Here is a 24,933-nt window from a genome sequence, read left to right on the forward strand (position 1 = left end):
GCGGCCAGGTTGAAAGCATCGAAGCCTACGCTGGCGACGCCGAAGTCACTTTCCCCAAGACCCAGATCGCCTATGCCGCATTGACCTGGGACGACCCGGAGGTCGAGATGCGGGCGCTTTCGCTCGAAGATGTCGTGGAGCAACTGGCGTACGACTTGCTGTCTGACACCCACGGCGGTTGGGAAAACAACGACGGGGCCTACGGTGAGTTCTGCTTCGACGCGAGCGCTCGCTCCATCCACCTCGAGTTCAACGAGCGCTTCACCTCGTCCGAACTCTATACCCACGATTTCTGAGGGGGCGGTGATGGCACATCCGTATCACCACGCCCTGTCCTCGGTGAAGAAATGGGGCGGCACGGTCGAGGATTTCCTCGCCGTGCATTCCTGGTTCGACCAGAGCAAGGAGATCACAGCCGATTTTCGGCACCGTGCGCTGCGCCACCATGCCGAGGGCATCTTCATGGCCGAGACCATCTTTGGTCAGACCCTCACGCTCTCGACCGGGCGCGTCATCCCCACCCGGTGGGTCGGCGAGCAGCATGTTAAGGAGGACCTCGGCTTCATCCCGAGCTTCGCCGAGTGGGTGAAGGCCATTCGGCCCGAGCCTTGGATGGGTCGGACCGAACGAATCGAGGCGCAGATCGATCCGCATCTCGTCTCGCCCGTGGTCGAGGTCACGTGACATGACCGATCCCACATATCTACGTCTTGGCGTGCCGCCGACCGCTTCGCGACTGGCAGTGGTTCGCGCGGCGGTCCGGGCGCTGCACCCCAACACACGCGCTGTTTGCGGCCTCCGGACGGCGCGCAAGCGCTTCTACCGACAAATGCTCTGTGCGCATGTCGCACGACAGGCGGCAGACGACACGTCGATCGGCTGATCGCTCCCGGCCGACCCTTTCAATCCAGTACTCGGCCTTCTGGCCGGGTCTTCCCCATTCAGGAGGTCCCCATGGCGGATTACTTCACCCATTTCTCATGCCTGCTCGACGTCGGCACTCCCGAAAAGGCGGCCCGAGCACTCGCGCTGTTTCACGATCTGCGCGCTGCGGATCACGACGCCGACGACCCAGATGTCGCTGGCTTCGATCTCGTGCACCAGGATGCCCCCGAGGGCAGCAGCCTCTGGATCCATGATGACGGGAAAGGCGATGTCGAAGCCGTCATCCGCTTCGTCCTGCGTCTTGCTGAAGAGCTCGACCTCACCGGCCTTTGGGGGTTCCAGTATTCTCTGACCTGCTCTCGGCCACGACTCGACGCCTTTGGTGGCGGCGCGCATGCCATCGATCTCGGCGCGCGCAAATCCATCGGCTGGTCCAGCACGCAGGAATGGCTGGCCGCCGCATTGAACGGGGAGGACATCGATGACTGAGATCATCTGCACCAACGTCTACCAGTTCCCCGAACTCTCGGATGCCGCCAAAGAAAATGCGCGCAGCTGGTATCGCGAACTCGGCCCGCACGACGATTGGTGGGACGCGGTCTATGAGGATTTCGAGCGGGTCTGCGAAATCCTCGGCATCCGCCTGAAGACCACGCCCGTGCGGCTGATGGGCGGCGGGACGCGGGCCAAGCCTTGCATCTGGTTTTCCGGTTTCTGGAGCCAGGGCGACGGCGCTTGCTTCGAGGGCTATTGGTTCCACGCTAAGGGCGCGGCCGCGCAGATCCGGGACTACGCGCCCACGGACGCGACGCTGCATGGCATCGCCGACCGCCTGCAGGCCATCCAGCGGCGAAACTTCTACCAACTCGCCGCCGAGGCCAGCCACTGTGGCCGCTATTACCATGAATATACCATGTCGATCGACGTCACGCGGGACAGCGCGACCTGGCAGCCGCCGACTGAGGACGCGGAAGAAGTCGTGACCGAGGCGCTGCGTGATCTGGCCCGCTGGCTCTACCGCCAGCTTGAAGCCGAATACGACCACCTCACCTCGGACGAGGCCATCGAGGAGGGGATCATCGCGAACGCATATACGTTTACTGAAAGAGGGCGGCGGTTCGGGTAACAGAGATCAAAGCGCAAGGTTCATTTGATCTTTACAGTAAGTCCATATGGACTATATTCAAGCCAATGGAGGACGCCATGTACGTTGCAGAGAAAATCCGGGAACCCGCACAGATCAACGCTGTCGCGTTGAAAGCTTATGCACGCGTGGCCGATGCTTGGGGTCTCAGTCTCAAGGAAGCGGCTGGGCTTGCCGACATGTCAGAGAGCACGTGGAAGCGCGCCAAGAAGCCGGATTTCGCCGGAGAGCTCACCAAGGACCAGCTGTTGCGGCTCAGCGCTGTAATTGGCATCTTCAAGTCGCTCGAACTCTACTTCTCGGAGCCTCTGGCAAAAAGCTGGTTCACCCGACCGAACAAGGGGCCGCTCTTTGGTGGAAGCCGACCAGTCGACACCGCCATCGACGGGGGTTTGCCGCAGATCCTCGCGGTTCGGACCTATCTTGATGCGTTGCGTGGTGGGGCATGAAGCAGACCGAGATTTCTGATCGCGGTCTCGTTCGTCTCCTGCCCGCCACCTACCACAAGCCACCATCGCTGCGCGGTCTCGTCGATACCGATGACGAGATGGAGGTCTTGGCAGAGATCGAGGGCCTGACCAGTGGGCGTCTACAGGCCGAACGCGGGCGCAACCCGCATCTGGACCCGCGCGAACTCGCTTGGCAACGCCGCAGCCGCGATCTGCGCATCTATGGGGACAGTCACGTCAACGCAGCCTTCACTTACACCCGCGTCGGCGGAAACCGCTTCAACGCCGAGGAGCGCGGCGCGTGGTATTGCGCATGGGATGTGATGGTTTCTGTCAGCGAAGTGGCCTGGCACCGCACACGCGAACTCGGCTTTACCGGCAGCTTCCAGGACAGCGCCCGCTATGTGGAATTGCTGGCCGACTTCATCGGCGTCTTCGATGACATGACCGGTGAGGCAGGTCATCCGGCGCTGCATCCGGATCCGGCTGTCGGGTATCCCGAGGGCCAAAGCCTGGCACAGCATCTGCGTCGGGGCGGATCCAAGGGCCTGATTTACCCTTCGGTCCGGGCTCCTGCACCGGGCGGGAATTGCCTGGTCTGCTTCGAGCCCCGCGCAATTCAGAACGTTCGTCCGGGCGCGTCTTGGGATCTTGTGTGGGATGGGACACCGCACTACTCGATTGCGGCTGTCGGCTGACAAGTTACAGCTCATGCGCCTTTGGGGGTCCGAAGAAATGAAACAGGCAAACGACAACAGCGCGGACGTCACGAACTTGAAGCCATGTGACCATCAGCCGTTCTTTGAGGCGTTGGACTGTCCGCCCCCACCGACCGACGCACTACGAGCAGCGTTTCGTAGGCGGAGGGAAACTCTGGTGGATTCTTGCGCCGACAAGTCATCAGCCAGCTGACACCCGTCACTTATTCCCGTCGATCCACTTCGACATGAGCCCCTTGTCGCGGAAGCATTCGTCCGGAACGGCGCGCCTTTTGATCCGGGCGAGTTTCTCAGCGAAGGCCACCTGCTTGGACGTGGGCAGCCAGTCCATGTCCGATACCGGTTTCAGCTGGGCCTGAGCCTCGATCCAGGCGCTCAAAGATCGCCGGTCTTGCTGAACCTCCCAGGGCAGGAGCGTCCGGTTGCGCAGGGCGAGCGACCGCGCATAGGCAATCTGCTTGGGCGTTACGGGCAGGGCGTGCTTGGTACTTTCCATGGTGGAACCCCCTTTCTGACTTGGCTCTGAACATAGAACATAACAAGAACAATATCAAGCCAAGCGTCGGGAACACCTTGGTGCGAGAGGGAGAGAGGGGCCGGGAAAGATCAGGTCCGAGGCTGCCCGAGAGAGGGTGTCCTGGCCTGATCCTGTCCTTCATTCCGGAGTTTCCCGATGACCCATCTTGCCCCTGTTGCGCAGGCGTCCTTGCCTGCGCCCATTGTCCCGTTGGCAGCAAATCCTGCCCCTGCGATCGTTGCTGTTGCTGAAGCGCTGCAGCCCGATCTGGCGCAAGGGCTTCAGATCGACGCGCTGCGCCTGCGCCATGAGATGGAGCGCGCCTTTGGCGGCTCCGATGCGACCGGTGCCTGGGACTGGAAGCTCGCCTATGAGGCGGGAGAGGTGGCGCTGATCCTCTTTCTGCGAAAGTTCGGTCGGGCGCTGCTTGCGCGTGCCGGCTCGCCTGCGGCGCTCTTGCCGATCCTCGCCAAGGTGGCAGGCCTCTTGCCCACGCACACCCGGCGGTCGGAAGAGATGGAGCGCTTTCAGCAATTTTCGACGCCGCTGCCCATGGGGCTCGCGGCTGTGGCGGCAGCACAGATCACGCCCCGTGATCTTGTCCTAGAGCCGTCTGCCGGGACCGGGCTTCTGGCGATTCTCGCCGAGATCGCGGGTGGCGGCCTCGCGCTGAACGAGCTTGCTGACAAGCGCGCCGATCTTCTGCGCCTGCTGTTCCCGGCCCGACCGGTCACCCGGTTCGATGCCGCGCAGATCGACGATCATCTCGATGCCTGCTCAAGCCCTAGCGTCATTCTGATGAACCCGCCCTTCTCGGCCCAAGCCAATGTCGATGGTCGGTCGACCGAGGCGACGGCCCGACATCTGCGCTCGGCCCTTGCGCGCTTGGTTCCCGGCGGACGGCTCGTGGCCATCACAGGGGCCGGTTTCGCGCCGGATGCGCCGGCCTGGGCCGAGACCTTCGGCCGTCTGACCGAGACGACCCATCTCATCTTCACCGGCGCGGTGTCGGGCGCAGCTTTCGCCAAGCACGGCACCAGCTTCGAGACGCGGATTTCTGTCTTCGATAAATGCCGCGGCGGTGAGCCGGGCGGCATCACCGCTGACCTGCACCAGCCCACGTCCCCCGACGTGGCGCATCTAATGTCCAGGGTCACTGCAGAGGTTCCGCCGCGCCTCGAGATGGAACGGGCCGCAAATGCGGGTCTGAGCCACTCTTCCCTCTTCCCGGGAAATCCTGCCCCCACAACATGCAAGCCCGTCAACCGATCGCGCGCGACCTCTGCGGCTCAACCGGAGAAACCTGGAGCGCCGATCGAGGTCGAGGACCTATGCTACGAACTCCGCGACAACGCCGAGGACGCGACACGTCTGTCCGATGCGATCTACGAGACCTTCCGTTTGCAGGCGATCAACATCCCCGCAGCGATCGCACACCCGACCAAGCTTGTGCAATCGGCGGCCATGGCCTCTGTCGCACCTCCGAAACCGAGCTATCGCCCCAAGCTTCCGGCGGCTGTCCTGCGCGATGGCCTGCTGTCCGACGCGCAGCTCGAGACCGTCATCTACGCGGGGGAGGCGCATGGCGCGCGTCTCGCGGGGTCTTGGACCGTCGATGAGACCGGTGACGTGGTCTCCGCTGCACCGGACGATGCCGCTGACGCCGTCCGCTTCCGCCGCGGCTTCTTCCTCGGCGATGGCACCGGAGCGGGCAAGGGCCGCCAGTCGGCCGGGATTCTGCTCGACAACTGGGCCCGAGGAAGACGCAAGGCGCTGTGGACCTCAAAGAGCGCCAAGCTGCTGGAAGATGCGCAGCGCGACTGGTCGGCGCTCGGGCAGGAGCGCCTGCTGGTGACGCCGCTGTCGCGTTTCGCACAAGGCCGCGACATCCCGCTGACCGAGGGAATCCTCTTCACCACCTATGCGACGCTGCGCTCGGAAGAACGGGGAGCCAAGAAATCCCGCGTCGACCAGATCGTCGATTGGCTCGGGGCAGAGTTCGATGGGGTGATCTTGTTTGACGAAAGCCATGCCATGGCGAATGCCGCCGGAGGCAAAGGCGAGCGGGGTGACACTATGGCCTCGCAGCAGGGCAGGGCGGGCCTGCGCCTTCAACACAAACTTCCGAATGCCCGCGTGGTCTATGTCTCGGCCACAGGCGCGACGACGGTCCACAACCTCGCCTACGCGCAGCGTCTCGGGCTCTGGGGCGGGGAGGATTTCCCCTTTCAGACCCGGTCGGAATTTGTGGAAGCCATTGAGGCTGGCGGTGTCGCGGCGATGGAGGTTCTTGCCCGCGACCTCCGGGCGCTCGGTCTCTACACGGCGCGGTCGCTGTCCTATGACGGTGTCGAATACGAGATGCTCGAACATGCGCTCAGCCCCGAGCAGCGCGGCATTTACGATGCCTATGCCGGGGCCTTCGCCATCATTCACAACAACCTGATCGCGGCGTTGGATGCGGCGAACATTTCTGGCGAGAGCGGCACGTTGAACCGTCAGGCGAAATCCGCCGCGCGGTCCGCCTTCGAGACCGCCAAGCAGCGATTCTTCGGCCATTTGCTCACCTCGATGAAGACCCCCACGCTAATAGCATCCATCGATGCAGATCTGGCTGCGGGTCACGCGGCAGTCATCCAGATCGTCTCGACGGGTGAGGCGCTGATGGAACGCCGCCTGTCGGAGATCCCAACCGACGAATGGAATGATATCCGCTGTGACATCACACCCAGGGAATACGTGCTGGACTACCTCGCCCATTCCTTCCCGGTGCAGCTCTACGAACCTTTCACCGACAGTGAAGGCAACCTCTCGTCGCGCCCCGTCATGCGCGACGGCCAACCGGTGGAGTGCCGCGAAGCCGTCCGGCGTCGTGACGCGCTGATCGAGAAACTGGCTTCGCTTCCGCCCGTGCCGGGTGCACTCGACCAGATCGTCCAGCGCTTCGGCACCGATCTCGTGGCCGAAGTCACAGGGCGCTCGCGGCGCATCGTGCGGAAGGGCGAAGGGCATTCGGCACGGCTCGTGGTGGAGAACCGGGCTGGAGCCGCGAACCTCACTGAGACCCAAGCCTTCATGGATGACGACAAGCGTATCCTGATCTTCTCGGATGCCGGTGGCACCGGGCGCAGCTATCACGCCGATCTCGGGGCGAAGAACCAGTGCCTGCGGGTCCACTACCTCTTGGAACCCGGCTGGAAGGCAGACGCGGCGATTCAGGGCCTCGGACGCACCAACCGGACCAACCAGGCGCAGCCGCCGCTATTCCGACCGGTGGCCACCGATGTGAAGGCGGAGAAGCGGTTTCTGTCGACCATTGCGCGCCGCCTCGACACGCTTGGCGCGATCACGCGCGGCCAGCGCCAGACCGGCGGGCAAGGGCTGTTCCGCCCCGAGGATAACCTCGAGTCGCCCTACGCCCGCGACGCCCTGCGCCAGCTTTACCGCCGCATCTATCGCGGCGATCTGGCGGGCTGCTCGCTCGGGGCCTTCGAGGATGCCACTGGCCTCAGCCTGACCGATGACAATGGGCTGAAGGACGATCTGCCGCCGATCACGACCTTCCTCAATCGTCTGCTCGCGCTGACGATCGACATGCAGGCTGTGCTGTTCTCGGCCTTCGAAGAACTCCTCGATCAACGGATCGAGGGCGCTATCGTTGCCGGGGTCTATGACCTCGGGCTTGAGACGCTGCGCGCCGAAAGCTTCCGCGTCACGGATGCGCGGGTGATCTACACCCATCCCGGCTCTGGCGCGGAAACCCAGCTGCTGACCATCGCGGAGAAGCGGCGGAACACGCCAACGTCCCTCGCAGATGCGCTCGACTGGCTCGATGACCCGAAGGCGCGGCTTCTGGTCAACAGCCGCTCGGGCCGGGCCGCGGTGCAGGTGCCCGCCACCAGCCTAATGCTGGATGATGGCACCATCGAGCCACGCCTCAGGCTGATCCGGCCGCTTGATGCCAGCACGGTCCCGGCCAAGCTGATGGAGGACACCCATTGGCTCGAGGCCGACCGCGCGGCCTTCACCGCCGCATGGAATTCCGAACTGGCTGAAGTGCCCGAGTTCTCGGACTCCACGCTGCACATCGTGGCGGGCCTGCTGCTGCCGATCTGGAAGCAGCTTCCCCAGGACGAAACCCGCGTCTACCGGCTGCAGACCGATGACGGTCAGCGCATCATCGGCCGCCGCGTCTCGCCTGCCTGGGTCGCGACCACGCTTGCGAGTGACGCGCCGACTCTGTCGGCGGCGCAGGTCCATGCCCTCGTTCTGGAGGGCAAGACCGTGGTGCGGCTGGCCGAGGGGATGGAGCTCCATCGGTCCCGCGTTATGGGCGTGAACCGGATCGAGCTATCCGGGTTCACCGAGGCCGCCAAGGACCGGCTCAAGGCCGATGGCTTCTTCTCGGAGATCATCAGTTGGAAGCTTCGGCTGTTCTGCCCGACCGACGCCGATGGCGTCGCGATACTGGATCGTCTGCTTGCACGTTGTTCTGTCGCAAGGCTACATGATCGCGGAGGTTGTTGACCCATGTATTCCGAGACCGAAGACCTCGTGCGCGATCTGGCAGAAAATGCCGAAGGCGTCTGTCGTGCCTACCTTCCCGCCGGACGGCGGGAAGGATCCTACTGGATCGTCGGCGATCTGCAGAATAACCCCGGCCGGTCGCTCTTCGTGCGGTTGACGGGCCCTGCGTCGGGACCAGGGGCAGCGGGCAAGTGGCAGGACCCTGCCGTCGGCGCGCATGGCGATCTCCTCGACATCATCCGCGCCCGGACGGGGATCACGCGCTTCCCCGACGTTCTTGCCGAGGCCCGAGCGCATCTTGGCCGTCCGCAGCCGGTCGAACCGGATAGGCAAGAGCCGAGGAAGGCCAAGGCGTCCGGTGGCACTCCTGCGGCGGCGGCGCGCTTGTTTGCTGCCTCGAACCCGATCACAGGCACGCTTGCTGAGACCTACCTCCATTCCCGAGGCATCACCCAATTCGGGGCGAACGGCGCCTTACGCTTCCACCCGAAGTGCTGGCATCGGGAAGAGGGGCAGACCCGGAGCATCCCCAGACCGGCGATGATCGCGGCGGTTACCGATGGGGCAGGGGCCGTGCAGGGCGTGCATCGCACCTGGCTGGCGCCTGACGGACAGGGGAAGGCGGCAGTGAATCCAGAGCGTCGGGCTATGGGTCACCTCCTCGGCAATGCTGTCAGGCTCACCCCGCACGATGCCATCCTCGTCGTCGGCGAAGGCATCGAGACCATGCTGTCCCTGTCCGAGGCGATCCCCGGCCTTCCCGTCTGGGCGGCGCTCTCGTCCGGTCACCTCGGAGCGGTCCTGCTGCCGGAGGGGCTGAAGCGCCTCTACATCGCGATCGATCGCGATCCGGCCGGGCAGCGCGCGGCAGAGAAGTTGAGCGCCATAGCCACCGAGGTCGGGATTGGTTGCCATGTGCTGGAACCGCGGCTCGGGGATTTCAACGATGATCTCCGGGCGAACGGCAAGGTCGCGCTGCGCCAGCATCTGGCAGGACAGATCGGGCCAGAGGATCGGCATCGCCTGCCCAGCTGAGCTGCATCGCGCAGGGGGGCTGGGAGTGCGGGGCAGTGGGCAGCATCCCAGTCGTGGCACTGGATCGTCGTCCTCACCCCATCCCGGGCCTTGCGCACCCACCCGTCACCCGAGCGGCCTTCAAGAGATGGGCAGGCCGTCAAAGCGGTTGCCCCTGCAAGGTCGGCAGGGAACCTTTTTCCGCCGGCGGCAAAGCCGCCTTTGCATCGCGATACAAATAGCTTCCCAACCGACCTCCTCCACGCTGTTCCGGCCCCGGTGAAGCCGGGGTGAAGGGGCAACCGCCCCGACGGCTCGGGTCTGCCCATGAAGGCCGCGCGGGATGACGCGCGGACACGGCAAAACCCGGAGGCAAGAAACCGATGACGATCCAGACCCACGACGACGCGTATGAACCCGCCCATAGCGCATCCCAGACCGCCCATGCGCTCGACGAGCTCCAGCTCTACGGCTATCGCCCCTTTGACGAGCCCGATCCGCGCCCGATGCCCGATGGGCAGCGCCTCGCGGTCGCCGTCGCCGACATCTTCGATGCCCTCGTCGCGACCCTGGAAGACACCCGCATGGAACCCGACCTCGAAGAGGTGCTCTGGGGCCAGGTCAACCTCTTCCACCGTGCCACGGCCCGGATCGAGCGGACGCTCGATGAGAACGAGCAGGCGCAGCGCCGCCTCCAGCGCGAGCAGGACGGCTCCGAAGTGAAGTCCGTCGAACTCGAGCGCCTGACGGCCGAAGGCCTGACTCTCGTTGAACGGCGCAACTGCATGGACATGATGCGCGATCACGCCGCCACCGAGTTCGTCAATCACACGGGATCGACCTGGCGCCCCCGCACCGGCTCGATGGTGAACCGCCAGCACATGACCGCAGCGCTCATCGACAGCCGCGATTTCCTCGCCGCGAAGCGCCGCGCCGAAACCGAGGTGATGTTGCCCGCAGGCCCCAAGGTCGCCCTCACCGGCGGGACCGATTTCAACGATCACCGCCTGATCTGGGGCAAGCTCGACCAGGTCCGGACCAAGTATCCCGACATGGTCCTCCTGCACGGTGGCAGCCCGAAGGGCGCAGAGCTCATCGCCGCCAAATGGGCCGAAGCCCGGGGCGTGACGCAGGTGGCCTTCAAGCCCGACTGGACCAAGCACGCCAAGGCCGCGCCCTTCAAGCGCAACGACGCGATGCTGGATGTGCTCCCGGTCGGGGTCCTTGTCTTCCCCGGAACCGGTATCCAGGAAAACCTCGCCGACAAGGCCAAGAAGCTTGGCATCCCGGTCATGAAGTTCGAGAAGGGGGCGTGAGCCCCCGACTTCAATCCGGGACAGAACATTGTGGAAACGTCGAAGAGCGCTTGATATTGTGGTCTGGAGAGAGGTGCCAACAACATGTTCGACACATCGCAGCAAATGGAAGTGTTCCCGACGACGGTCGATCTCAAGCGGATCGACCCGTCTCTGAACATGCGCCGCTTCTATCGAATGAGCGTTCAGCCGGACCTGTTTGGCGGCGCATGCCTTGTGCGGGAATGGGGCCGTATGGGGTTTCGAGGGCAGATGCTGATAGAACGGCATGATGACGAGGGAAGGGCTGTCACGGCACTCATGAAGCTCGCGGCGACGAAGAAGCGGCGAGGTTATCGGTTGCTTGATAGAGTGAATGCCAAGGATTGACATTCCATATCAGTTTCACTATTTAAATTTGTGAAACTGATATGGAACAAGCGCCATGACCAAGGTTGTCGTCCCATTTCCGAAAGGCCAGCGACTGCGTTCGCCGTTAGCGCAGTTCTTCCGTGTCGGAGACTCTCACAACAAGTTTGCCGAGATGTACGCGTCCGGGGGGCTGCCTGCTTCTCGAGTTGTCTTTGACGCCGCACGCCTCAACCGACAGACTGCTCTAGCGAAAGAGTTAAAAGTTGAAGGTGTTGAGATCACGATCGACACCGGAGCGGCCGAACTGTCGAGCTTGGCGCGACATAGGACGTTTGTGCGTAACTCCCCATGGTTGGTCGAGGCTCCGATGTCTCCCTTGGGGCCGGACGCATTTACTACAGAGGTCATCGAGCGCATCGCGGAAATGGTGGTTGCGGTCGGTGCGGATCGCGTGCTGGCTCCGAGTCACTTCTTGGGCGATCCGAAATTTGACGGATGGCTCAAGGTCGATGCGGCTGCGTGTTCGGCCCTCCGATTGGCGCTTGATCGTTTGGGGGGAGGCCAGGTCCGGATCGACTACCCGGTTATACAAAGCGTTCAAGGATTGGTGGATCCCGCGTCGCGGAAGGCGCTTGCCGAGACCCTTTCGATCCTTCCCGTCGATGCGATTTGGATGCGCCTTTCCGGTCTCGGGAAGGAGCCAGGTCCGCAAAAGGTTCGGTCTTTGGTACGGATGCTCAGCGGTTTCCACAATATGGGGAAGCCTGTCATTTTGGACTACTGTTCTGGTTTGAACGCGGAGGCTACCGAAGCATTCGGTGTGGCTTCTGGCTCCGCGAGCGGAATTCTCGAGTTGGACCAGTTCAACGCACGTGATTGGCACAAACCCCCAGAAGAGCCCGATCCCGATGCGCAGTTCGGTCGGCGTAGCATTGTTCAGGTACCGGGTCTTGGTCGGGGCTTTTATGCACACGAGTTTGAATTGCTAGCCAAGTCTCGCGGTGGCCGGAAGCTGCTTCTTCAAAGCGAGTTCGTTTCCGTTTCCAGTGTCGAGGAAATGGTAAGAACTCGAAAGCAGGTACAGGCACTTCACTTGGTGCGCTCACAAGAAGCGCTTCAGTCTGTACCGGACCTCAACCGAGCAGGGCATTTTTTGTCAAAGACGATGGCGGATGCCGAGCGCAGGGCAAAAGATGTCAGCTTCCTCAAGCCCACTGAAGCTCAAGCCCAGGCGGCGGGTGTCGACTTGCCAAGTCTGCTCAAGCGGACCAGAGGACACGCAGAGACGATGGGCAAGGTTGCAGACGCGCTTGAAAAGCTCCATGAGGAGCGCGGAACAGAGTCACCGCGAGTTCGGGCTTGCGACTTCAATGTCGATATTGCCCTGCGTCGTGGCGATCAGAGGTAAGAAATGCAAAGTGCAGTGTCACGCTACATAGGCGAACTCGCCGACATCGGGGGCCTTAAAGGAACCGATATCGCAAATATTACGGATGTCTCCAAAGCTACGGTGTCGCGTTGGAAGGCTGGTGATATCAAACCGCAACCAAAGAACGAACTGATTCTGTCCGACCTCTATTACGTCGTCGGCCGTCTCAATGAATACTACACGCCGGACGAGGTTCGCGCCTGGTTGTACGCGCGGCACCCGCAACTTGGCGGCGAGCGCGCCATGGATCTTATTCATAATGATCGCTCGCTCGAGGTTCTGGCCGTTATCGACCGGCTGGACAATGATGTTTATGTGTAGGTTCGATGAATGGTTAAAGCTCGACGCGACAACCGGCTGATCGACGCGATTGAGGCAATCGAGCCAGTCGTTTTTGAGGGCAATGTTTGGCGCTTGGTTCGTGACGGACGAGACCCGCTGTTGTGCAGCGCGTCGGGAGGTCGGTGGGACGACGGAACCTTCGATGTGCTCTATACCTCAACGTCTCGGTCGGGCGCTCTGGAAGAGATGCGCTTTCATTTGATGCGCGGCCAACCGATTATGCCGAGTAAAGTTAAGTACCGCATGTTCGAGATCGAACTTCTACTTGAACGGGCGCTGCGATTTGTGGATCTTGACGCGCTTTCCGACGTTGGGTTGAACACGGAGACGTTCGGTCGTCTTTCCTATGAGCAAAAGAACGACGAATATCCTCGTACTCAGGAGATTGGTGAAGTCGCACACTTCCTAGATTTCGATGGCCTGATTGTCCCATCAGCTCGATCCGACACAAACAACGCTGTTGTGTTCTGCGACAAGGTAAGATCGCTGCCCGAGTCCACTCTCAGGGATCACGGCCTCGTGGACTGGGAAAAATGATCCAACTCGATAAAGAGCTTAACCTTCTTGGCTGACAAATTGGGTATGAGGGTTCCGATTAGCTATCCCTGCTTGCAAAGATAGATGTTACATAAAACGAATTATCGGATTTTTGATAAGTTGTTGTTTTCGTGCAATTTTTATTCAATCCAGTCGAGTTTCAACCAGTATCGCGTGTGCCGCCGCTCGCCGGTTCGAGCGAGCACGCCCTTCTCGACCAGATCCTGCAGATCGCGGGTCGCGGTCGCGCGTGAAGTTCCGGTGATCTTGAGATAGTTGTCGGCGCTGAGGCCGCCTTTGAAACCGCCAGGGCCTTCCCGAAACACGCGAGCGATGGCCTTGGCCTGGCGTTCGTTCAAGTGGTCTCTGTGACGATCGTAGAAGTGTGCCTTGCTGATGAAGAAGCCTACTCGGTCGAGTGTTGCCTGTTGGGCCTTCAAGACAACTTCTGCGAACCAGACGAGCCAATCGGTCACGTCGAGCGTTTTTTGATGCTGCTCAAGCTGATCGTAGTATCCCTTGCGCTCCTTCTCGATGGTGAAGGCGAGCGAGATGAGGGTCGGCTGGCCAATGTTCTGCGCCAGCGACTTTTCAGCGAGGGCGCGACCCAAGCGGCCGTTGCCGTCTTCGAATGGGTGGATACTCTCGAAATAGAGGTGGCTTAGCCCCGCGCGCGTCAGCGCTGGAAGCGACTCTGCTCCCCCCGGCCCGGTCTTGTTGAACCAATCCGCGTATCGCTCCATCTCAGGCATGACCCGCTCTGAAGGCGGCGCTTCGAAATGGATCGTGGGCCGGTCAAGGCGGCCGGAAACGATTTGCATCGCCTCGGTGTGGCGTCGGTAGGCCCCGATGGTTTCCAACCGGCGGTCATGGGATAGGAGCATCCGATGCCAGCGGTACAGTGTCTCATGGGTCAGCGGCTCTGCAAAACTGGAATAGACATCGACCATCATTTCCGCGACGCCCTGTTCGCGCGGTTTGGCAGGGTAGCTGCCCGGATCGAGGCCCAGATGGCGGCGCAGCGAAGATTGCACACTGAGCCGATCGAGGATTTCACCCTCGATGGCACTCGTCTGCATCGCTTCCTCGCTGAGCAGTTCGATGCGGAGTTGCTCGCGCTCCGGCTGGCTGACATGATGGACCGCGCCGAGGATTTCTCCGGACGACAGCAGGAACGTCTGCTCAAACGGCTCCAGCGCGGAGGCGTCATACCGGAAATCCGGCCAATCAGGCAGCGTCCAGTTCCAAGCCATGAGTTATAGATGTCCTTTCTATAACTCAAACATAGATCACTTTTGAGGCATAGAAGTCAACTCTATCGCTCAAAGGACCTGCGGGATGGGGTGACCCACAAACCGACGCGAGGTCTTGAGCTAGGCCTTTTCAAGGTGCGTCAGATCTTGCTGACGCGATCTGGGGATCTTCGGATCGGCGGGGTTTTGTTCCGGCGCTCGAATGAATGGTTCATAGCGAACGTCCGCCATGGCGCCGTCGAACCAGGCAGGCTGCACGTCACCATTATTCCATTGGTAAAGGTAGCCAACCAGATTTTCAGATGTCTTGCAGAGGATGCGCATAATCGGTTCGCCAGTCAGGCGGGGCTTCGTGTTCATAATGCGTTCCTCCTAAATGGACCTCGTAACTCGTCACCACTGAGGTCTGAAATTCCCTATGACGCTCATTAGCGCCACGCTTTCCGCAACCGCAAGGCGAGCTTCCGCCGGTGGGCGAAAATCCACCGGCGAAATGCAAGTTATCTTTTCAGATAGGTCTCTTACGGTGTGTGCTGCTCATGCGGCGATGCAGCACGAGCAGAAATTTCTTCCAAGATTTTGTCGATCTCGCCCCATATGCGTGGTTCCACCTGACCGCGGATCAGGGCCCATTTACTCAACACGTCGAGGGGGTCGTGGTCCCGGAGGAGGACATTCAGGCTGTCCGCATCGACTGCCAGAGATGTCCGGGCCTGCCACTGCGTGTTGCGAGTGCCCCGCTCCTCCGCGACTGGGGCGAAGACCGGCGAAAGTTGCCAGCCTTTGACTGCACGGCGCAGGGCGGCACGCACCACATGTGCTGGCTCAACACCACAAGTCTGCAGCGCCGCTTCCTGTCGTTCAAGTGCGTTGACCCTGATGTCGATCTTCCGGGTCGGGCTCAATGCGCGCGCCGATACGGGAGCTCTCAGGCTGGTATGCGGGTCAGAGCTTTCCGCGGTGACTTGGTGCGGCGCCACGGCACCTTCTGGCAGACGCTCTGACTCGTGCCGATCAGCGTCAACGTCAGCGGCTGGGGTGCCTGTCTTTGTTGCTGTGACCTGTGCCTCATCTTCTTTCCCGGGAACCTCGCGGTCACCCTGTTGCAGGGTCGCGGCGTAGGCTGGGTCGGGCCTGGTGATGGTCGGGATTTTCTTGCGCAATCGCCTGTCCTCACGCAGCAAGAATGTTGTTGAGGATGTCCGTCGCCTCCTCGAGCGCCTCGACGACATGACGTACATGTGGACGCATCAGAGGGTTTGGATCAGATTGCTTTTCCAACGCCAAGGCGTGGAGAAGCCCCTTCTGGTCCATCTCCTTGTAAGTGTTCCGTCGCATCATGACGGTCTCAATCACGGGAAAACGGGTGAGCGCTTCTTCAATCAGGGCGGCGTCAGCACGGGTCGTTTTCGGGTCGACCATGTTGAGGACGACGTGGTGGCGCGGAAGGCTGGAGGGGTCATCAACACGGGATTTCAGTTTCTCAAACCAATCAGCTGTCTGCGCTCCGACATCGAAATCAGACGTTGACAGCATGACGGGCGTCACAATGTGGTCCGCAAGCACCGCGATGCCGTCTGACCATTCGGCACCGACCCCTGCGGTATCGATGAAGATGAAGTCTGCCGTGCCTGCCATGTAGACCTGATCGATCTGATCCTCGACACCCGCCACGCTTTCGACGGTGGCCGAGCAGAGAAGCGGCGAACTTAGCCCACCGGCTTCCGCCCGAGCATGCCAGGCACCGAGTACTCTCGTGCTGTCCGTGTCGATCAACATCACTCTGCGTCCGGCGGCGATCGCGGCGCTGATCAAGGCGCGCGAAAGCGTCGTTTTTCCACTGCCCCCTTTCCGGGCCATCGCTGCGATCACCACAAGATTTTCGTTCGGCATTCTGACCCTCCGCAAAAATAGTGAATCGCAACGAAAATGCTAAAGTGTCGCTAAACGCATGAGGCGGAGGGGTCAAGCAGAAGTCGGGATGCGACCCGCGCCTGGCATGCTGCGGGCGGCGTTTTGCGATGACCGTGCGACGTCTGCCGTGGTGCCTTCAGCATTCGTCGCGGGGCACCACACACCCTCCAAATGTCGGGATGCGCTCGGCGATGTACTGCGGACGGAATGCAGGTGACGGATAGCGCGCTCCAGACAACGGGAGGCAGCCTCGCGTATGGCGTTCTGCAGGTGACGCGAGACGGTCAGCACGCAGCAAAACCCGTCTTGCGGGGTGCAAGAGACGGGGTGCAATGAGCGCGAAGCGCGATCCACTTGACTAAGGACGGGAAATCGCCCCTGCAGGGCGATTTTCTACATTGAGTACAAGCCCTTATGGCCGACTCCACTTGCGTTGGGAGTCGGCGGGCTTGTACGAAGTTGGCAAGAAATAGGAATGTTAACTTCAAAATGCCCCGCCGTCGCAGACTGTCAGAGATCGAACGATCGACCATCGCCCAGGAGCGCCGGAACGGCGTCTCCGCGGCGTCATTGGCCGCGCGCTACGATGTCAGCCTGAAGACGATCTACAACGTGGTGAACCACCGGGATGAGCGTCAGACAGCGAACGGCAGCCGATCGCGGGTTGTGGGGATCCGGGTCTCGGACGACGACCTGCGCCGGTTCGACGCGGCGCTGTCGCGGCGCGGGATTACGCACCGCTCGGATGCCATGCGCCGACTGATGCTGGCGGCCGAAGGTGTCTTCCTGCCCGACGACGAGATGTGTGAAGAGTTGCGCAACCTCGGCGCCGCACTCAACCGGGTCGGCAACAATGTTAACCAGATCGCGCGACGTCTGAACGAGGCCAAGGTGCGGGGCGAGAGACTGTCCTACCCGGCCTCAAGTCACCGTGACGTCCGCGCCCTTGCAGGTCTGGTCTTCGATCTGGCCGACCAGGTCCAGGAGATGTCGCGTGCGCGGCGCAGCGTGCTGGACCTTGAGATCAGCTCCGCCCTGGCGGGCCTCGCCGAGAGGGATGAGAATGGCGCGGAGTGACCGGGTCCGTGGCATCGACCCGGCGCTCTTTGACCGCGGCTGGAGCCGAGTTTCGGGATCCTGGCAAGGGCTTTCCAAGGGCGCGCAGATGGTTCGGGCCGCGCGCGGCTATTCGCCAGCGATTTTCAAGGCTATCTCGAAAGGGGGCTGCCACACCGGGGCGCAGCTACGGGCGCAGCTCACATATCTCACAACAAAGGCGACCCATATCCTCGACAGTCGCGGCACCCATGACGGGAAGAAGCAGCTCTCGGAAGCCGAGATCAACCGATTGGCGCGGCGGTTCGAGAACCAGTGGAACGAGCGCTACAGCCCCAGGCTTGGCCATACGTCGCATCTGCTGATGGCATTCCCGGTTGGGACCAGGGGTGAAGAGGTGCGCGATATCACCCAGGCGGTATGCGAGAAGTTCTTTCAAGGCGAGGGGTCGCAATTCGACTATATTGCTGCAATACACCAAGATCGCGCGCATCCACATGCGCATATCGTTCTGAACCGCCGCAGCAAGGATGGCGAAATGTTCTTTCTCGGGAAGGATCATCACTTCAACTACGGCGCCTTTCGCGAGGCGATGGTCGAGGCGGCCCAAGTTCATGGGATCCGCCTTGAGGCGACGCGCCGTCTGGATCGCGGCGTCACGACCTACCGCGCCGAGATCGATGAAATCTACAAGGCTCGCGACGAAGGTCGTCCCCCAGTCGAGCGCCAGAGAACCGGTGCTGACCTGGCGGCCGCTCTGGAAACCGTCAGGCACAACGCGTTGATCTACCGCGGGCTCGCGGCGGAGGCGTCACGCTCGAATTTCGAAGACGTGGCCGAAGCGCTCGAGAGTGCCAGCACCATCCTTGCCAGTGGCGGTCAGATTCAATCTGACGGAGCCATCTACATGTCCCAAGACGAAGCAGCGTTCGACACGCTGATCACCGAGTTTTCTCAGAACATTCGCCAGATCGAGGCGGCGATCGACAGGGCGCCGGCGGCCGGGCGGCCGGTGATCGAGCGCAAGCTGACCGACGTTCTGGCCTCGGTCGCGCATTTGAACCCGCTCGGGGATCGCTCCGCCGCCCTGATCGATGCCCCGTCCCGGGACGGCATCTATGCAAGGCCGAACTTAAGTGAAGAACACCTCGCGCGTCTTGACGATGGAGAGGTGGCATCAAAGCTGACCGAGGCGTTGCAAGGCACGGGCATCGATGCCGAGGCTGTGGCCGCGCGCCTGCGGGAGGGGGCAGGCAATGCCGCATTGGAGCGCCAGTGGCTGGCACAGGATCTGCAGGGGATTGCCAAAGCAAGCGACCTCGATCTGGAGAAATCTGCGGACCGGGAAGAAGCGCTCGACCGGCTGGAAGCCGTGCATGTTCGGTTGGGCGATGTCCTGACCGACGTACGCGTCCTTCGCGCGCCAACCGAGATCGACGAGGTGGACAACGCTGAGCCAGAGCTCGGCGAGCGGTTGGCGGCACCCGGGGGTGATCTCGAGAAGGACGGGCCCGACATTTTTGCCCCATCGGAGCGGCAGGCGTTCAGGGCGCTGGTGGCGCAGTTCCGTCGGACGGATTTCGATCATCCGTTCTCCGACGACCCGTCCGTCCGGCGGGCGGGCGCCGTGGAGGTTGAAGAGGCCCGCGTCGCGTTCGACGCCTATGCGCAGAGATCTCCGCAACATGCCGAATTGGCCTCGATGGCTTGGGAACAGATGACTGACAGTCGAATGCCGCCGCAATATGCGGTATCGGAGCAGGACCGCACGCTTCATGCTGGCGACATGGACCTCGCCTTGCGGGATCCTTCGGATCATCTCGGTCCGATTACCGAAGAGCTCCGCACCCTCGCCCGCTATCGCACGGAGATGCCGGATGACGAGTTCGAGCAGGCCGTCCAGGACGAAATCAATCACCTTCGTTCGCTCGGCGCGTCGCGTGCCTATATCAGCGAGCGCAGTTTCGAGATCGAGGACCAGGCGCGACAAGATTACGCCGAGCGCCGGTATCTGGAAGAGACAGCGCCAACCGTTATGGCCTTTGTGCGAAACGCCGACGTCGGGACCTCGGCCTCCGAGGCAGAGCAGCAGGACATCGTCCGGCAGATAAACGAGCGACTAAGCCCCGACGCAATCGACGCGCTGCGGGCCGGTAACGCGGACGTCCTGGACACATTCACCGAGGATCCGGTGCGCCAGCTTGAACTCGCCAAGACCTACCTCCAGAGCAGCGAGGTCACCGCGCATGGCCCGGCCATGGAGCGCGTTCTCGATGCATTGGCGGAAGAACAGATAGAGGCGCAGCGCGCACGCCACGCTTCGGCAGATGGCGAGAAGGGGATCACCCATGGATAAAGGCAAGATTGCCCTCGGAGTGTTGAGCCTCGTGCTGGTCGGTCTCGCCATGGGCTATGTCGTGGCGACCGGCTTTGTCATGTTCCGCTATGGGCTTTCTCCCACGCGTTTCGACGTCACCCTGCTTGCCCGCGAATATCGGGGTCTGTCTGAGTCTGCACGAAAAGACTTCCTCTGGGTGAACCTCATCCTGGGCGGCTTCGCCCTCACATCGCTGATGCTGAGCGTCACGCTTCTGGGGGATGCATTGACCCGCTTCGGGACGACGCATTGGCAGACGCGCAGCGAGATGAAGAGGAACGGTTTCTTTGCCAAGCCCGGCGGCGGCTTCCTTCTGGGCAAGCTCGGCTCCCCGAAATCCAAGCGCCCGTTCCTTGTCTCAAAAACCTTCCCCCACGCGCTGATCGTGGCGCCTACAGGCCGGGGCAAGGGCGTGGGGTTCGTGATCCCGAACCTTCTGACCTTCAAGGGCTCGGCCGTGGTGCTCGACGTGAAAGGCGAGAACTTCCGCGAGACCTCGCGCTTCCGCGCCAGCATGGGGGACAAGGTTTTCCGCTTCGCGCCGACCGACTGGGACCGACCGACACATCGCTATAATCCGCTGGCGCGCATTGCTGCCATGACCAACCCCGACCGGCAGCAGATGGAGCTGAAACTCACCGCGAAGCTCTTTCTGCAGACCGACAATGAAAAGCTGAGCGGGCTTTTGGCCGGGGGTATCGACCTCTTCGTGGCGGCCGGTCTTCTGGCCTTCGAGCGCGGTGTGCCGACCATCGGCGAGATCTATCGCATCACAGCCTCGGGGGGCGACAAGCAGAAGGAATACCTGAAGCGTTCACAGGAGGTGAAGAACACGTCGGCCAAACTGATCTTCGAGCGTATGGCATCGACCAACAACGACACGCTCACTTCCTACCTCTCCCTCCTGATGACATCGGGTCTCGACACTTGGGACAACCGCGCGATTGACGCGGCCACCGCGACCTCTGACTTCTCATTCCGGGATATCCGCCGCCGCCCACATGCGATCTATCTTGTGGTCGAATCCGAGATGATCCGACCGCTTGCCCCGCTGATCCGCCTCTTCTTTTCGGATCTGATTGCCTCGCTGCAGGCACAGGAACCCGGCGATGACGAGCCTTGGCCCGTGATGATCATGCTCGACGAGTTTGACCGGCTCGGGAAAATGCCAATCGTCGCCGAAAGCATAAAGACGCTGCGCTCCTTCGGCGGCAACCTCGCCATCGTGACCCAGACGATCCCGGCGCTGGACGAGATCTATGGTGAGAACACCCGCAGGTCGCTGCAGGGCGGCGCCGGCGTGAAGCTCTACCTCACCCCGTCCGAGCAGAAGACCATCGAGGAATTGAGCCAGGCTGTCGGCAAGACCACCAAGCGTGTGGTGACCCGCTCCCGTGCTGTTGGACGCAATCCATTCGAAGGGCGCAGCGTCTCTGAGAGGACAGAAGATACCCCGCTGCTGACCGAGGATGAGGCCCGACGCATGGACCTCGACGAGGTCATTCTAGTGATAGACGCGCAAATGCCGATCCGGGCAAGAAGGGTGAAGTATTTCGAGGACCCGGTGTTGAAGGTTCTGCACGCCGGTCAATCGGGAAGCCTCCCATATCCGGACGAGGACGGCGTGCGGCGGGATCGGCAGATGTCAGAAACCCGCGATACCGTGGAGAAACTGAGGCAGGAGTTGCAGGAGGTGCGGGCAGCAAATGTAGCTCAGGGATCCGGTCCAAATGCGCCGAAGTCGGGGACTGACGCATCGAAGTCCGAACCTGTCAGCTCAGCAAAGGCACGAGGCCGCGCGGCGCGCGCTGCCGCGAGTGGCGGTGGCCAAGGCCAACTGGCGCTTGATATCGAAGGGCTAGGGATTGAGGGTGCAGACAAGACAATGTTGGCCTCGGCCGTTCAAACAACGAGAGCAATCATTGCCGAACATGGGTGAGCGATGGCCGTCACAAGCTGGGCGTTGCTGTCGTGTTGCTTGCCAAATTGACCGCAATCTGCACACGGGAGCGGTCTACTGCTTGGGATCTATCTGAAATTTGGCCCAATCCTCCAGCACTGGAACAATGGGCTGACCAAGATCGCATCCTGCTCTCGATACAGACATCGGAGAGAGCGACCGCGAGGTCGAATCGCCTCCGTCACTCAAAGCAATGCTCCTGCTCCTTTCTCAGTTGCAGACCTCCGAAAGCCACGATTCATCGCTACGTTCAGCGCGTCAATGTGTTGTTTCACCTCGCGCGATAGCAATGTGGTGAGCGCGATGATGGTCGCCCGTTGCCATCAGACCAAAGAAACCGAGGGCCTGGATTTGGCTAGCGTATTTGCCGACAGGATCCGTAACTGTCCATAAAAGGGCTTCCACGCCGAATTCCACATCTGATGTCCACCCGGTCTCGGCCGCGAGAACCGGTCCGTGAGCCGGGACCATGCGCCTGGCGGCATCTCCGGCAGGTCCTGTCAGCGACACGCGCATCGCCAGCCCATTGGGTCGTTGCTCCGTCTCGACCGCGCCACTCAGGACAAGTGCGTTCATATCGACAAGGTGCGCGCGCAGGGCGTCGATGTTCACATTGCCCCAATCGGTAACCGGGTCTGCTCTGAGGATTTCGACGATCTCGGCGATGGCGGCAAACGCATCCTGGCCCGGCTCGCGCGGAATGTTGTCGCTTTCGGGAGATGGCATATGGGCGCTGTGATCCATCTGCTGGGCCGGGGCCGGGTCAAAAGACAACATCGCGATAGCCAACGCGGTGATTGTTGCTTTGGTGATGCTCATCGTGCTCAGCTCCGTGCCGGTTGCCGAAATAATACGTAGCAAGCAGCGTACTGCATGAATATGATCACGATCATGTCAAAGCCGGATTTCTTCAGGGCCATTGAAGCGGTATGTCCCGCGACAGCTACGAACACGATCTTGCTTGAGGTCGGAGAACCACTGTTTCATCAGGGTGATGCATCTCCTGGTCTCTCGGTCGTTCTGGAAGGCTGTGTCGAACTCGTCCGGTGGACGTTATCGGGGCGGGCCGTCAGAATCCACGCAGCAGAGGCTGGCGAAACCTTCGCCGAAGCGTCGCTCTTCGCCCCGGCTTGCCATTGCGACGCGATTGCTATTGCCCAGACCCGACTTACGACGATCAGGAAAGAAGACGTGCTTTCGGCCGTCGCCGACAATCCCGACCTGGCGACGGGGCTCCTTCATCATCTTGCGGGGAACCTGATGCAAGCGCGGCGTCTTCTGGAGCTTCGAGCGACATCGCCACTGACCGATGCCGTGCTGGCGAGGCTGTCCGAACTGGTCGACGCGGCGGGGTGGTTGCCCGAAGACGTGCCGCTGCAGTCGCTCGCCGCGGATGCGGGCGTCACTGCGCCCGCGCTCTATCGTACGCTTGCGGCGCTGGAACGAGATGGCTTGATCGAGAGACCGGCACGCGGGCGCGTTCGATTGGTGTGAAGTATTTGTTTTCGTCGTCATTGACCTTCCAGTACGGGGAGCACCAGCTTCCTCCCAATAGATTGTTTGGAGTTCGAAGAGATGCCGTCACGTCGTCAATTTCTTTCGTTCGCGGGCGGCGCTGTGCTGAGAGCCGGGTCTTTCGTTCCGCGGCGCCTCTTCGCTGAGACCCCGGGGGCACCGAGGACGCTATCTCTCGGCACGCGAACGATCGACGTGCATGGAAGAGCGGCGACGGTCTTCGGTATTCTGGACGGCGCCGGCCAGAACGGCCTTGATCTCTACCAGTCCGAGGGATTCGATGTTCGGCTTGCCAACGGAACAGATGCGTCGACCGTGATCCACTGGCATGGACTCACACCGCCCTTCGAATATGACGGGACCGAGGTGGCGCAAGCCCTCGTGGCCCCTGGAACAACCCATGACTATCGCTTTGATCTCAGTCGGAGCGGCACGTTCTGGATGCATTCACATCACGGCCTGACCGAACAAAGTCTGCTCGCCGCGCCCCTGATCGTGCGCGCCGACAGCGAACGCGCGATCGATCGCCAGGACGTGACGATCATGCTGCACGACTTCAGCTTCACGCCCCCAGAGGAACTCCTCGCGCGGCTGACCGGGCAGGACGCGACAGTCATCGGCTCGGGGACGGCTGCCATGAACATGGGAATGATGCGGACGGGACCGGGAAGCATGGCCGGCATGGATCACTCCGGAACGGCTGGCATGGACAACGGTTCGATGCCGGGGACGGGTGCCGCGCCCGCCATGGGCGAAATGGCTGGCATGGATCACGCCGCGATGGGCCATGGCAACATGCAGATGGACTTGAACGATATTGCCTTCGACGCCTACCTTGCCAATGATCGCGACCTTTCCGACCCCTTGGTAGTCCCGGTCGACCGGGGCGGCCGGGTGCGGTTGCGGATCATCAATGGCGCCGCCTCGACCAATTTCTGGATCGATCTCGGCGGGCTGAACGGAACGCTCGTCGCCGTCGATGGGATGGACGTGTCTCCCGTGTTCGGCGGCCATTTCGAGATCGCCATGGCACAACGCCTCGATATCGAAGTCGTGGTTCCGGGCGATGGCGGGGTCTTCCCGATCCTGGCGCAGCGCGAAGGTGACCGGACCCGCACCGGGATCGTTCTGGCCACGGCCGGTGCACAGATCGCCAAGGTGCCTTCCGAGGCAGAGAGAATTGCGCCCCCTGTCCTGCTCGATCTCGAGCGCCAGCTTGTGGCGGCGGCACCACTCGCCGCCCGAACCCCGGATCGGCGGATCGCGCTCGATCTGACCGGCGATATGATGAGCTATGTCTGGGGACTGAACGGGTTGACCTATGAGGAACGCAGCCCCCTTGAGGTAACGAGTGGCGATCGTGTGGAAATAACACTGCGCAACCAGACGATGATGTCGCATCCGATGCACCTGCACGGGCACCATTTCCAGGTTGTAGGTCTTGGAGCCGCGCGATTGAATGGCGCGCTGCGTGACACCGTGATCGTGCCGCCGATGGAAAGCGTGACAATCGCGTTCGACGCCGACAATCCCGGCGAGTGGCCGCTGCACTGCCACAACCTCTATCACATGGCAGCAGGCATGATGACGACTGTTGAGTATGTCTGAAGCTTGCTCTCCCGAAGAGA

24 protein-coding genes are annotated in these 24,933 nt (G+C 61.8%); 18 read left to right on the top strand and 6 right to left on the bottom strand.

The genetic code is table 11. From position 1 onward, the window contains the following. The 6 genes from DL237_RS17985 to DL237_RS18015 all read left to right on the top strand — a co-directional run. On the top strand, positions 1–296 hold a 296-nt coding region (locus DL237_RS17985), incomplete at its 5' end, for a DUF6878 family protein (RefSeq protein ID WP_407691920.1). A 10-nt stretch (positions 297–306) separates the two neighbouring features. Further along, complete coding sequence (locus tag DL237_RS17990; protein WP_119400488.1) at positions 307–684, top strand: DUF6915 family protein; 378 nt, start codon at positions 307–309, stop codon at positions 682–684. A 270-nt stretch (positions 685–954) separates the two neighbouring features. After that, the gene (locus DL237_RS18000) at positions 955–1,374 is read left to right on the top strand and encodes a hypothetical protein (RefSeq protein WP_119400490.1); all 420 of its coding nucleotides are present in this window, start codon (positions 955–957) and stop codon (positions 1,372–1,374) included. Further along, on the top strand, positions 1,367–2,011 hold the full coding sequence (locus tag DL237_RS18005) for an antitoxin of toxin-antitoxin stability system (RefSeq protein ID WP_119400491.1): 645 nt from the start codon (positions 1,367–1,369) through the stop codon (positions 2,009–2,011). Before DL237_RS18000 ends, DL237_RS18005 begins: the two co-directional genes overlap by 8 nt. 65 nt (positions 2,012–2,076) lie before the next feature. Continuing rightward, positions 2,077–2,478 carry an MbcA/ParS/Xre antitoxin family protein gene (locus DL237_RS18010; protein ID WP_028095451.1) on the top strand — a complete coding sequence of 134 codons (402 nt, stop codon included), beginning with the start codon at positions 2,077–2,079 and terminating at the stop codon, positions 2,476–2,478. Continuing rightward, the gene (locus DL237_RS18015; RefSeq protein ID WP_119400492.1) at positions 2,475–3,176 is read left to right on the top strand and encodes an RES family NAD+ phosphorylase; all 702 of its coding nucleotides are present in this window, start codon (positions 2,475–2,477) and stop codon (positions 3,174–3,176) included. Before DL237_RS18010 ends, DL237_RS18015 begins: the two co-directional genes overlap by 4 nt. A gap of 220 nt (positions 3,177–3,396) precedes the next feature. On the opposite strand, the gene DL237_RS18020 is transcribed toward DL237_RS18015, so the two are convergent. Next, on the bottom strand, positions 3,397–3,693 hold the full coding sequence (locus DL237_RS18020; protein ID WP_119400493.1) for a hypothetical protein: 297 nt from the start codon (positions 3,691–3,693) through the stop codon (positions 3,397–3,399). A 177-nt stretch (positions 3,694–3,870) separates the two neighbouring features. Between DL237_RS18020 and DL237_RS18025 the strand changes: the two genes are divergently transcribed. The 7 genes from DL237_RS18025 to DL237_RS18055 all read left to right on the top strand — a co-directional run bounded on the left by DL237_RS18025 (position 3,871) and on the right by DL237_RS18055 (position 13,230). Beyond that, the gene (locus tag DL237_RS18025) at positions 3,871–8,241 is read left to right on the top strand and encodes a bifunctional class I SAM-dependent methyltransferase/DEAD/DEAH box helicase (RefSeq protein ID WP_119400494.1); all 4,371 of its coding nucleotides are present in this window, start codon (positions 3,871–3,873) and stop codon (positions 8,239–8,241) included. Positions 8,242–8,244: 3 nt separating this feature from the next. Continuing rightward, on the top strand, positions 8,245–9,276 hold the full coding sequence (locus DL237_RS18030; RefSeq protein ID WP_119400495.1) for a DUF7146 domain-containing protein: 1,032 nt from the start codon (positions 8,245–8,247) through the stop codon (positions 9,274–9,276). A gap of 362 nt (positions 9,277–9,638) precedes the next feature. Next, complete coding sequence (locus tag DL237_RS18035) at positions 9,639–10,571, top strand: DUF2493 domain-containing protein (RefSeq protein WP_119400496.1); 933 nt, start codon at positions 9,639–9,641, stop codon at positions 10,569–10,571. Between the two features lie 84 nt (positions 10,572–10,655). After that, positions 10,656–10,940: a WGR domain-containing protein gene (locus DL237_RS18040; RefSeq protein WP_119400497.1), complete on the top strand. Its 285-nt coding sequence runs from the start codon at positions 10,656–10,658 to the stop codon at positions 10,938–10,940. A gap of 55 nt (positions 10,941–10,995) precedes the next feature. Beyond that, positions 10,996–12,330: a hypothetical protein gene (locus DL237_RS18045; protein WP_119400498.1), complete on the top strand. Its 1,335-nt coding sequence runs from the start codon at positions 10,996–10,998 to the stop codon at positions 12,328–12,330. Positions 12,331–12,333: 3 nt separating this feature from the next. Further along, on the top strand, positions 12,334–12,672 hold the full coding sequence (locus DL237_RS18050) for an antitoxin Xre/MbcA/ParS toxin-binding domain-containing protein (protein WP_038073762.1): 339 nt from the start codon (positions 12,334–12,336) through the stop codon (positions 12,670–12,672). A 9-nt stretch (positions 12,673–12,681) separates the two neighbouring features. After that, positions 12,682–13,230 (top strand): RES family NAD+ phosphorylase, encoded by a 549-nt coding sequence (locus DL237_RS18055; RefSeq protein WP_119400499.1) that lies wholly within the window; start codon positions 12,682–12,684, stop codon positions 13,228–13,230. A 140-nt stretch (positions 13,231–13,370) separates the two neighbouring features. Here the strand turns inward: DL237_RS18055 and DL237_RS18060 are convergent, their stop codons facing one another. From DL237_RS18060 to DL237_RS18075, 4 genes are all read right to left on the bottom strand, one after another. Further along, positions 13,371–14,483 carry a Fic family protein gene (locus tag DL237_RS18060; protein ID WP_119400500.1) on the bottom strand — a complete coding sequence of 371 codons (1,113 nt, stop codon included), beginning with the start codon at positions 14,481–14,483 and terminating at the stop codon, positions 13,371–13,373. Positions 14,484–14,603: 120 nt separating this feature from the next. Beyond that, positions 14,604–14,843 carry a hypothetical protein gene (locus DL237_RS18065; RefSeq protein WP_119400501.1) on the bottom strand — a complete coding sequence of 80 codons (240 nt, stop codon included), beginning with the start codon at positions 14,841–14,843 and terminating at the stop codon, positions 14,604–14,606. Between the two features lie 161 nt (positions 14,844–15,004). After that, positions 15,005–15,646 (bottom strand): hypothetical protein, encoded by a 642-nt coding sequence (locus tag DL237_RS18070; protein WP_119400561.1) that lies wholly within the window; start codon positions 15,644–15,646, stop codon positions 15,005–15,007. 10 nt (positions 15,647–15,656) lie between these two features. Further along, on the bottom strand, positions 15,657–16,376 hold the full coding sequence (locus DL237_RS18075) for a ParA family protein (protein ID WP_119400502.1): 720 nt from the start codon (positions 16,374–16,376) through the stop codon (positions 15,657–15,659). Positions 16,377–16,886: 510 nt separating this feature from the next. On the opposite strand from DL237_RS18075, the gene mobC reads away from it, so the two are divergent. The 3 genes from mobC to DL237_RS18090 are packed head-to-tail and all read left to right on the top strand — an operon-like array spanning position 16,887 to position 21,769. Then, positions 16,887–17,474 carry a plasmid mobilization relaxosome protein MobC gene (mobC, locus tag DL237_RS18080; protein WP_119400503.1) on the top strand — a complete coding sequence of 196 codons (588 nt, stop codon included), beginning with the start codon at positions 16,887–16,889 and terminating at the stop codon, positions 17,472–17,474. Beyond that, a complete protein-coding gene (locus tag DL237_RS18085) occupies positions 17,461–19,809 on the top strand; it encodes a relaxase/mobilization nuclease domain-containing protein (protein ID WP_119400504.1) in 2,349 nt (782 codons plus the stop codon). The genes mobC and DL237_RS18085 overlap by 14 nt, the downstream gene beginning before the upstream one ends. Further along, a complete protein-coding gene (locus DL237_RS18090) occupies positions 19,802–21,769 on the top strand; it encodes a type IV secretory system conjugative DNA transfer family protein (protein ID WP_119400505.1) in 1,968 nt (655 codons plus the stop codon). Before DL237_RS18085 ends, DL237_RS18090 begins: the two co-directional genes overlap by 8 nt. A gap of 279 nt (positions 21,770–22,048) precedes the next feature. Here the strand turns inward: DL237_RS18090 and DL237_RS18095 are convergent, their stop codons facing one another. Continuing rightward, on the bottom strand, positions 22,049–22,609 hold the full coding sequence (locus DL237_RS18095; RefSeq protein WP_233545047.1) for a hypothetical protein: 561 nt from the start codon (positions 22,607–22,609) through the stop codon (positions 22,049–22,051). A gap of 54 nt (positions 22,610–22,663) precedes the next feature. On the opposite strand from DL237_RS18095, the gene DL237_RS18100 reads away from it, so the two are divergent. Both DL237_RS18100 and DL237_RS18105 read left to right on the top strand, forming a co-directional pair. After that, positions 22,664–23,284, top strand: a complete 621-nt coding sequence (locus DL237_RS18100) for a Crp/Fnr family transcriptional regulator (protein ID WP_119400506.1) — start codon at positions 22,664–22,666, stop codon at positions 23,282–23,284. Between the two features lie 66 nt (positions 23,285–23,350). Continuing rightward, positions 23,351–24,913 (top strand): multicopper oxidase family protein, encoded by a 1,563-nt coding sequence (locus DL237_RS18105; protein WP_233545048.1) that lies wholly within the window; start codon positions 23,351–23,353, stop codon positions 24,911–24,913. Positions 24,914–24,933: the final 20 nt, after the last annotated feature.

Source organism: Pseudooceanicola sediminis (assembly GCF_003575965.1).
GTDB lineage: Bacteria > Pseudomonadota > Alphaproteobacteria > Rhodobacterales > Rhodobacteraceae > Pseudooceanicola > Pseudooceanicola sediminis.

What these genes read in the sequence shown, in the direction of transcription:
- DL237_RS18060 (WP_119400500.1), bottom strand. Translation starts at nt 14,483, where the DNA reads ATGGCTTGGAACTGGACGCTGCCTGATTGGCCGGATTTCCGGTATGAC.
- DL237_RS18000 (WP_119400490.1), top strand. Translation starts at nt 955, where the DNA reads ATGGCGGATTACTTCACCCATTTCTCATGCCTGCTCGACGTCGGCACT.
- DL237_RS18030 (WP_119400495.1), top strand. Translation starts at nt 8,245, where the DNA reads ATGTATTCCGAGACCGAAGACCTCGTGCGCGATCTGGCAGAAAATGCC.
- DL237_RS18035 (WP_119400496.1), top strand. Translation starts at nt 9,639, where the DNA reads ATGACGATCCAGACCCACGACGACGCGTATGAACCCGCCCATAGCGCA.
- DL237_RS18055 (WP_119400499.1), top strand. Translation starts at nt 12,682, where the DNA reads ATGGTTAAAGCTCGACGCGACAACCGGCTGATCGACGCGATTGAGGCA.
- DL237_RS18045 (WP_119400498.1), top strand. Translation starts at nt 10,996, where the DNA reads ATGACCAAGGTTGTCGTCCCATTTCCGAAAGGCCAGCGACTGCGTTCG.
- DL237_RS17990 (WP_119400488.1), top strand. Translation starts at nt 307, where the DNA reads ATGGCACATCCGTATCACCACGCCCTGTCCTCGGTGAAGAAATGGGGC.
- DL237_RS18095 (WP_233545047.1), bottom strand. Translation starts at nt 22,609, where the DNA reads ATGAGCATCACCAAAGCAACAATCACCGCGTTGGCTATCGCGATGTTG.
- DL237_RS18090 (WP_119400505.1), top strand. Translation starts at nt 19,802, where the DNA reads ATGGATAAAGGCAAGATTGCCCTCGGAGTGTTGAGCCTCGTGCTGGTC.
- DL237_RS18050 (WP_038073762.1), top strand. Translation starts at nt 12,334, where the DNA reads ATGCAAAGTGCAGTGTCACGCTACATAGGCGAACTCGCCGACATCGGG.
- DL237_RS18005 (WP_119400491.1), top strand. Translation starts at nt 1,367, where the DNA reads ATGACTGAGATCATCTGCACCAACGTCTACCAGTTCCCCGAACTCTCG.
- DL237_RS18085 (WP_119400504.1), top strand. Translation starts at nt 17,461, where the DNA reads ATGGCGCGGAGTGACCGGGTCCGTGGCATCGACCCGGCGCTCTTTGAC.
- DL237_RS18040 (WP_119400497.1), top strand. Translation starts at nt 10,656, where the DNA reads ATGTTCGACACATCGCAGCAAATGGAAGTGTTCCCGACGACGGTCGAT.
- mobC (WP_119400503.1), top strand. Translation starts at nt 16,887, where the DNA reads ATGCCCCGCCGTCGCAGACTGTCAGAGATCGAACGATCGACCATCGCC.
- DL237_RS18010 (WP_028095451.1), top strand. Translation starts at nt 2,077, where the DNA reads ATGGAGGACGCCATGTACGTTGCAGAGAAAATCCGGGAACCCGCACAG.
- DL237_RS18015 (WP_119400492.1), top strand. Translation starts at nt 2,475, where the DNA reads ATGAAGCAGACCGAGATTTCTGATCGCGGTCTCGTTCGTCTCCTGCCC.
- DL237_RS18020 (WP_119400493.1), bottom strand. Translation starts at nt 3,693, where the DNA reads ATGGAAAGTACCAAGCACGCCCTGCCCGTAACGCCCAAGCAGATTGCC.
- DL237_RS18075 (WP_119400502.1), bottom strand. Translation starts at nt 16,376, where the DNA reads ATGCCGAACGAAAATCTTGTGGTGATCGCAGCGATGGCCCGGAAAGGG.
- DL237_RS18065 (WP_119400501.1), bottom strand. Translation starts at nt 14,843, where the DNA reads ATGAACACGAAGCCCCGCCTGACTGGCGAACCGATTATGCGCATCCTC.
- DL237_RS18100 (WP_119400506.1), top strand. Translation starts at nt 22,664, where the DNA reads ATGAATATGATCACGATCATGTCAAAGCCGGATTTCTTCAGGGCCATT.
- DL237_RS18025 (WP_119400494.1), top strand. Translation starts at nt 3,871, where the DNA reads ATGACCCATCTTGCCCCTGTTGCGCAGGCGTCCTTGCCTGCGCCCATT.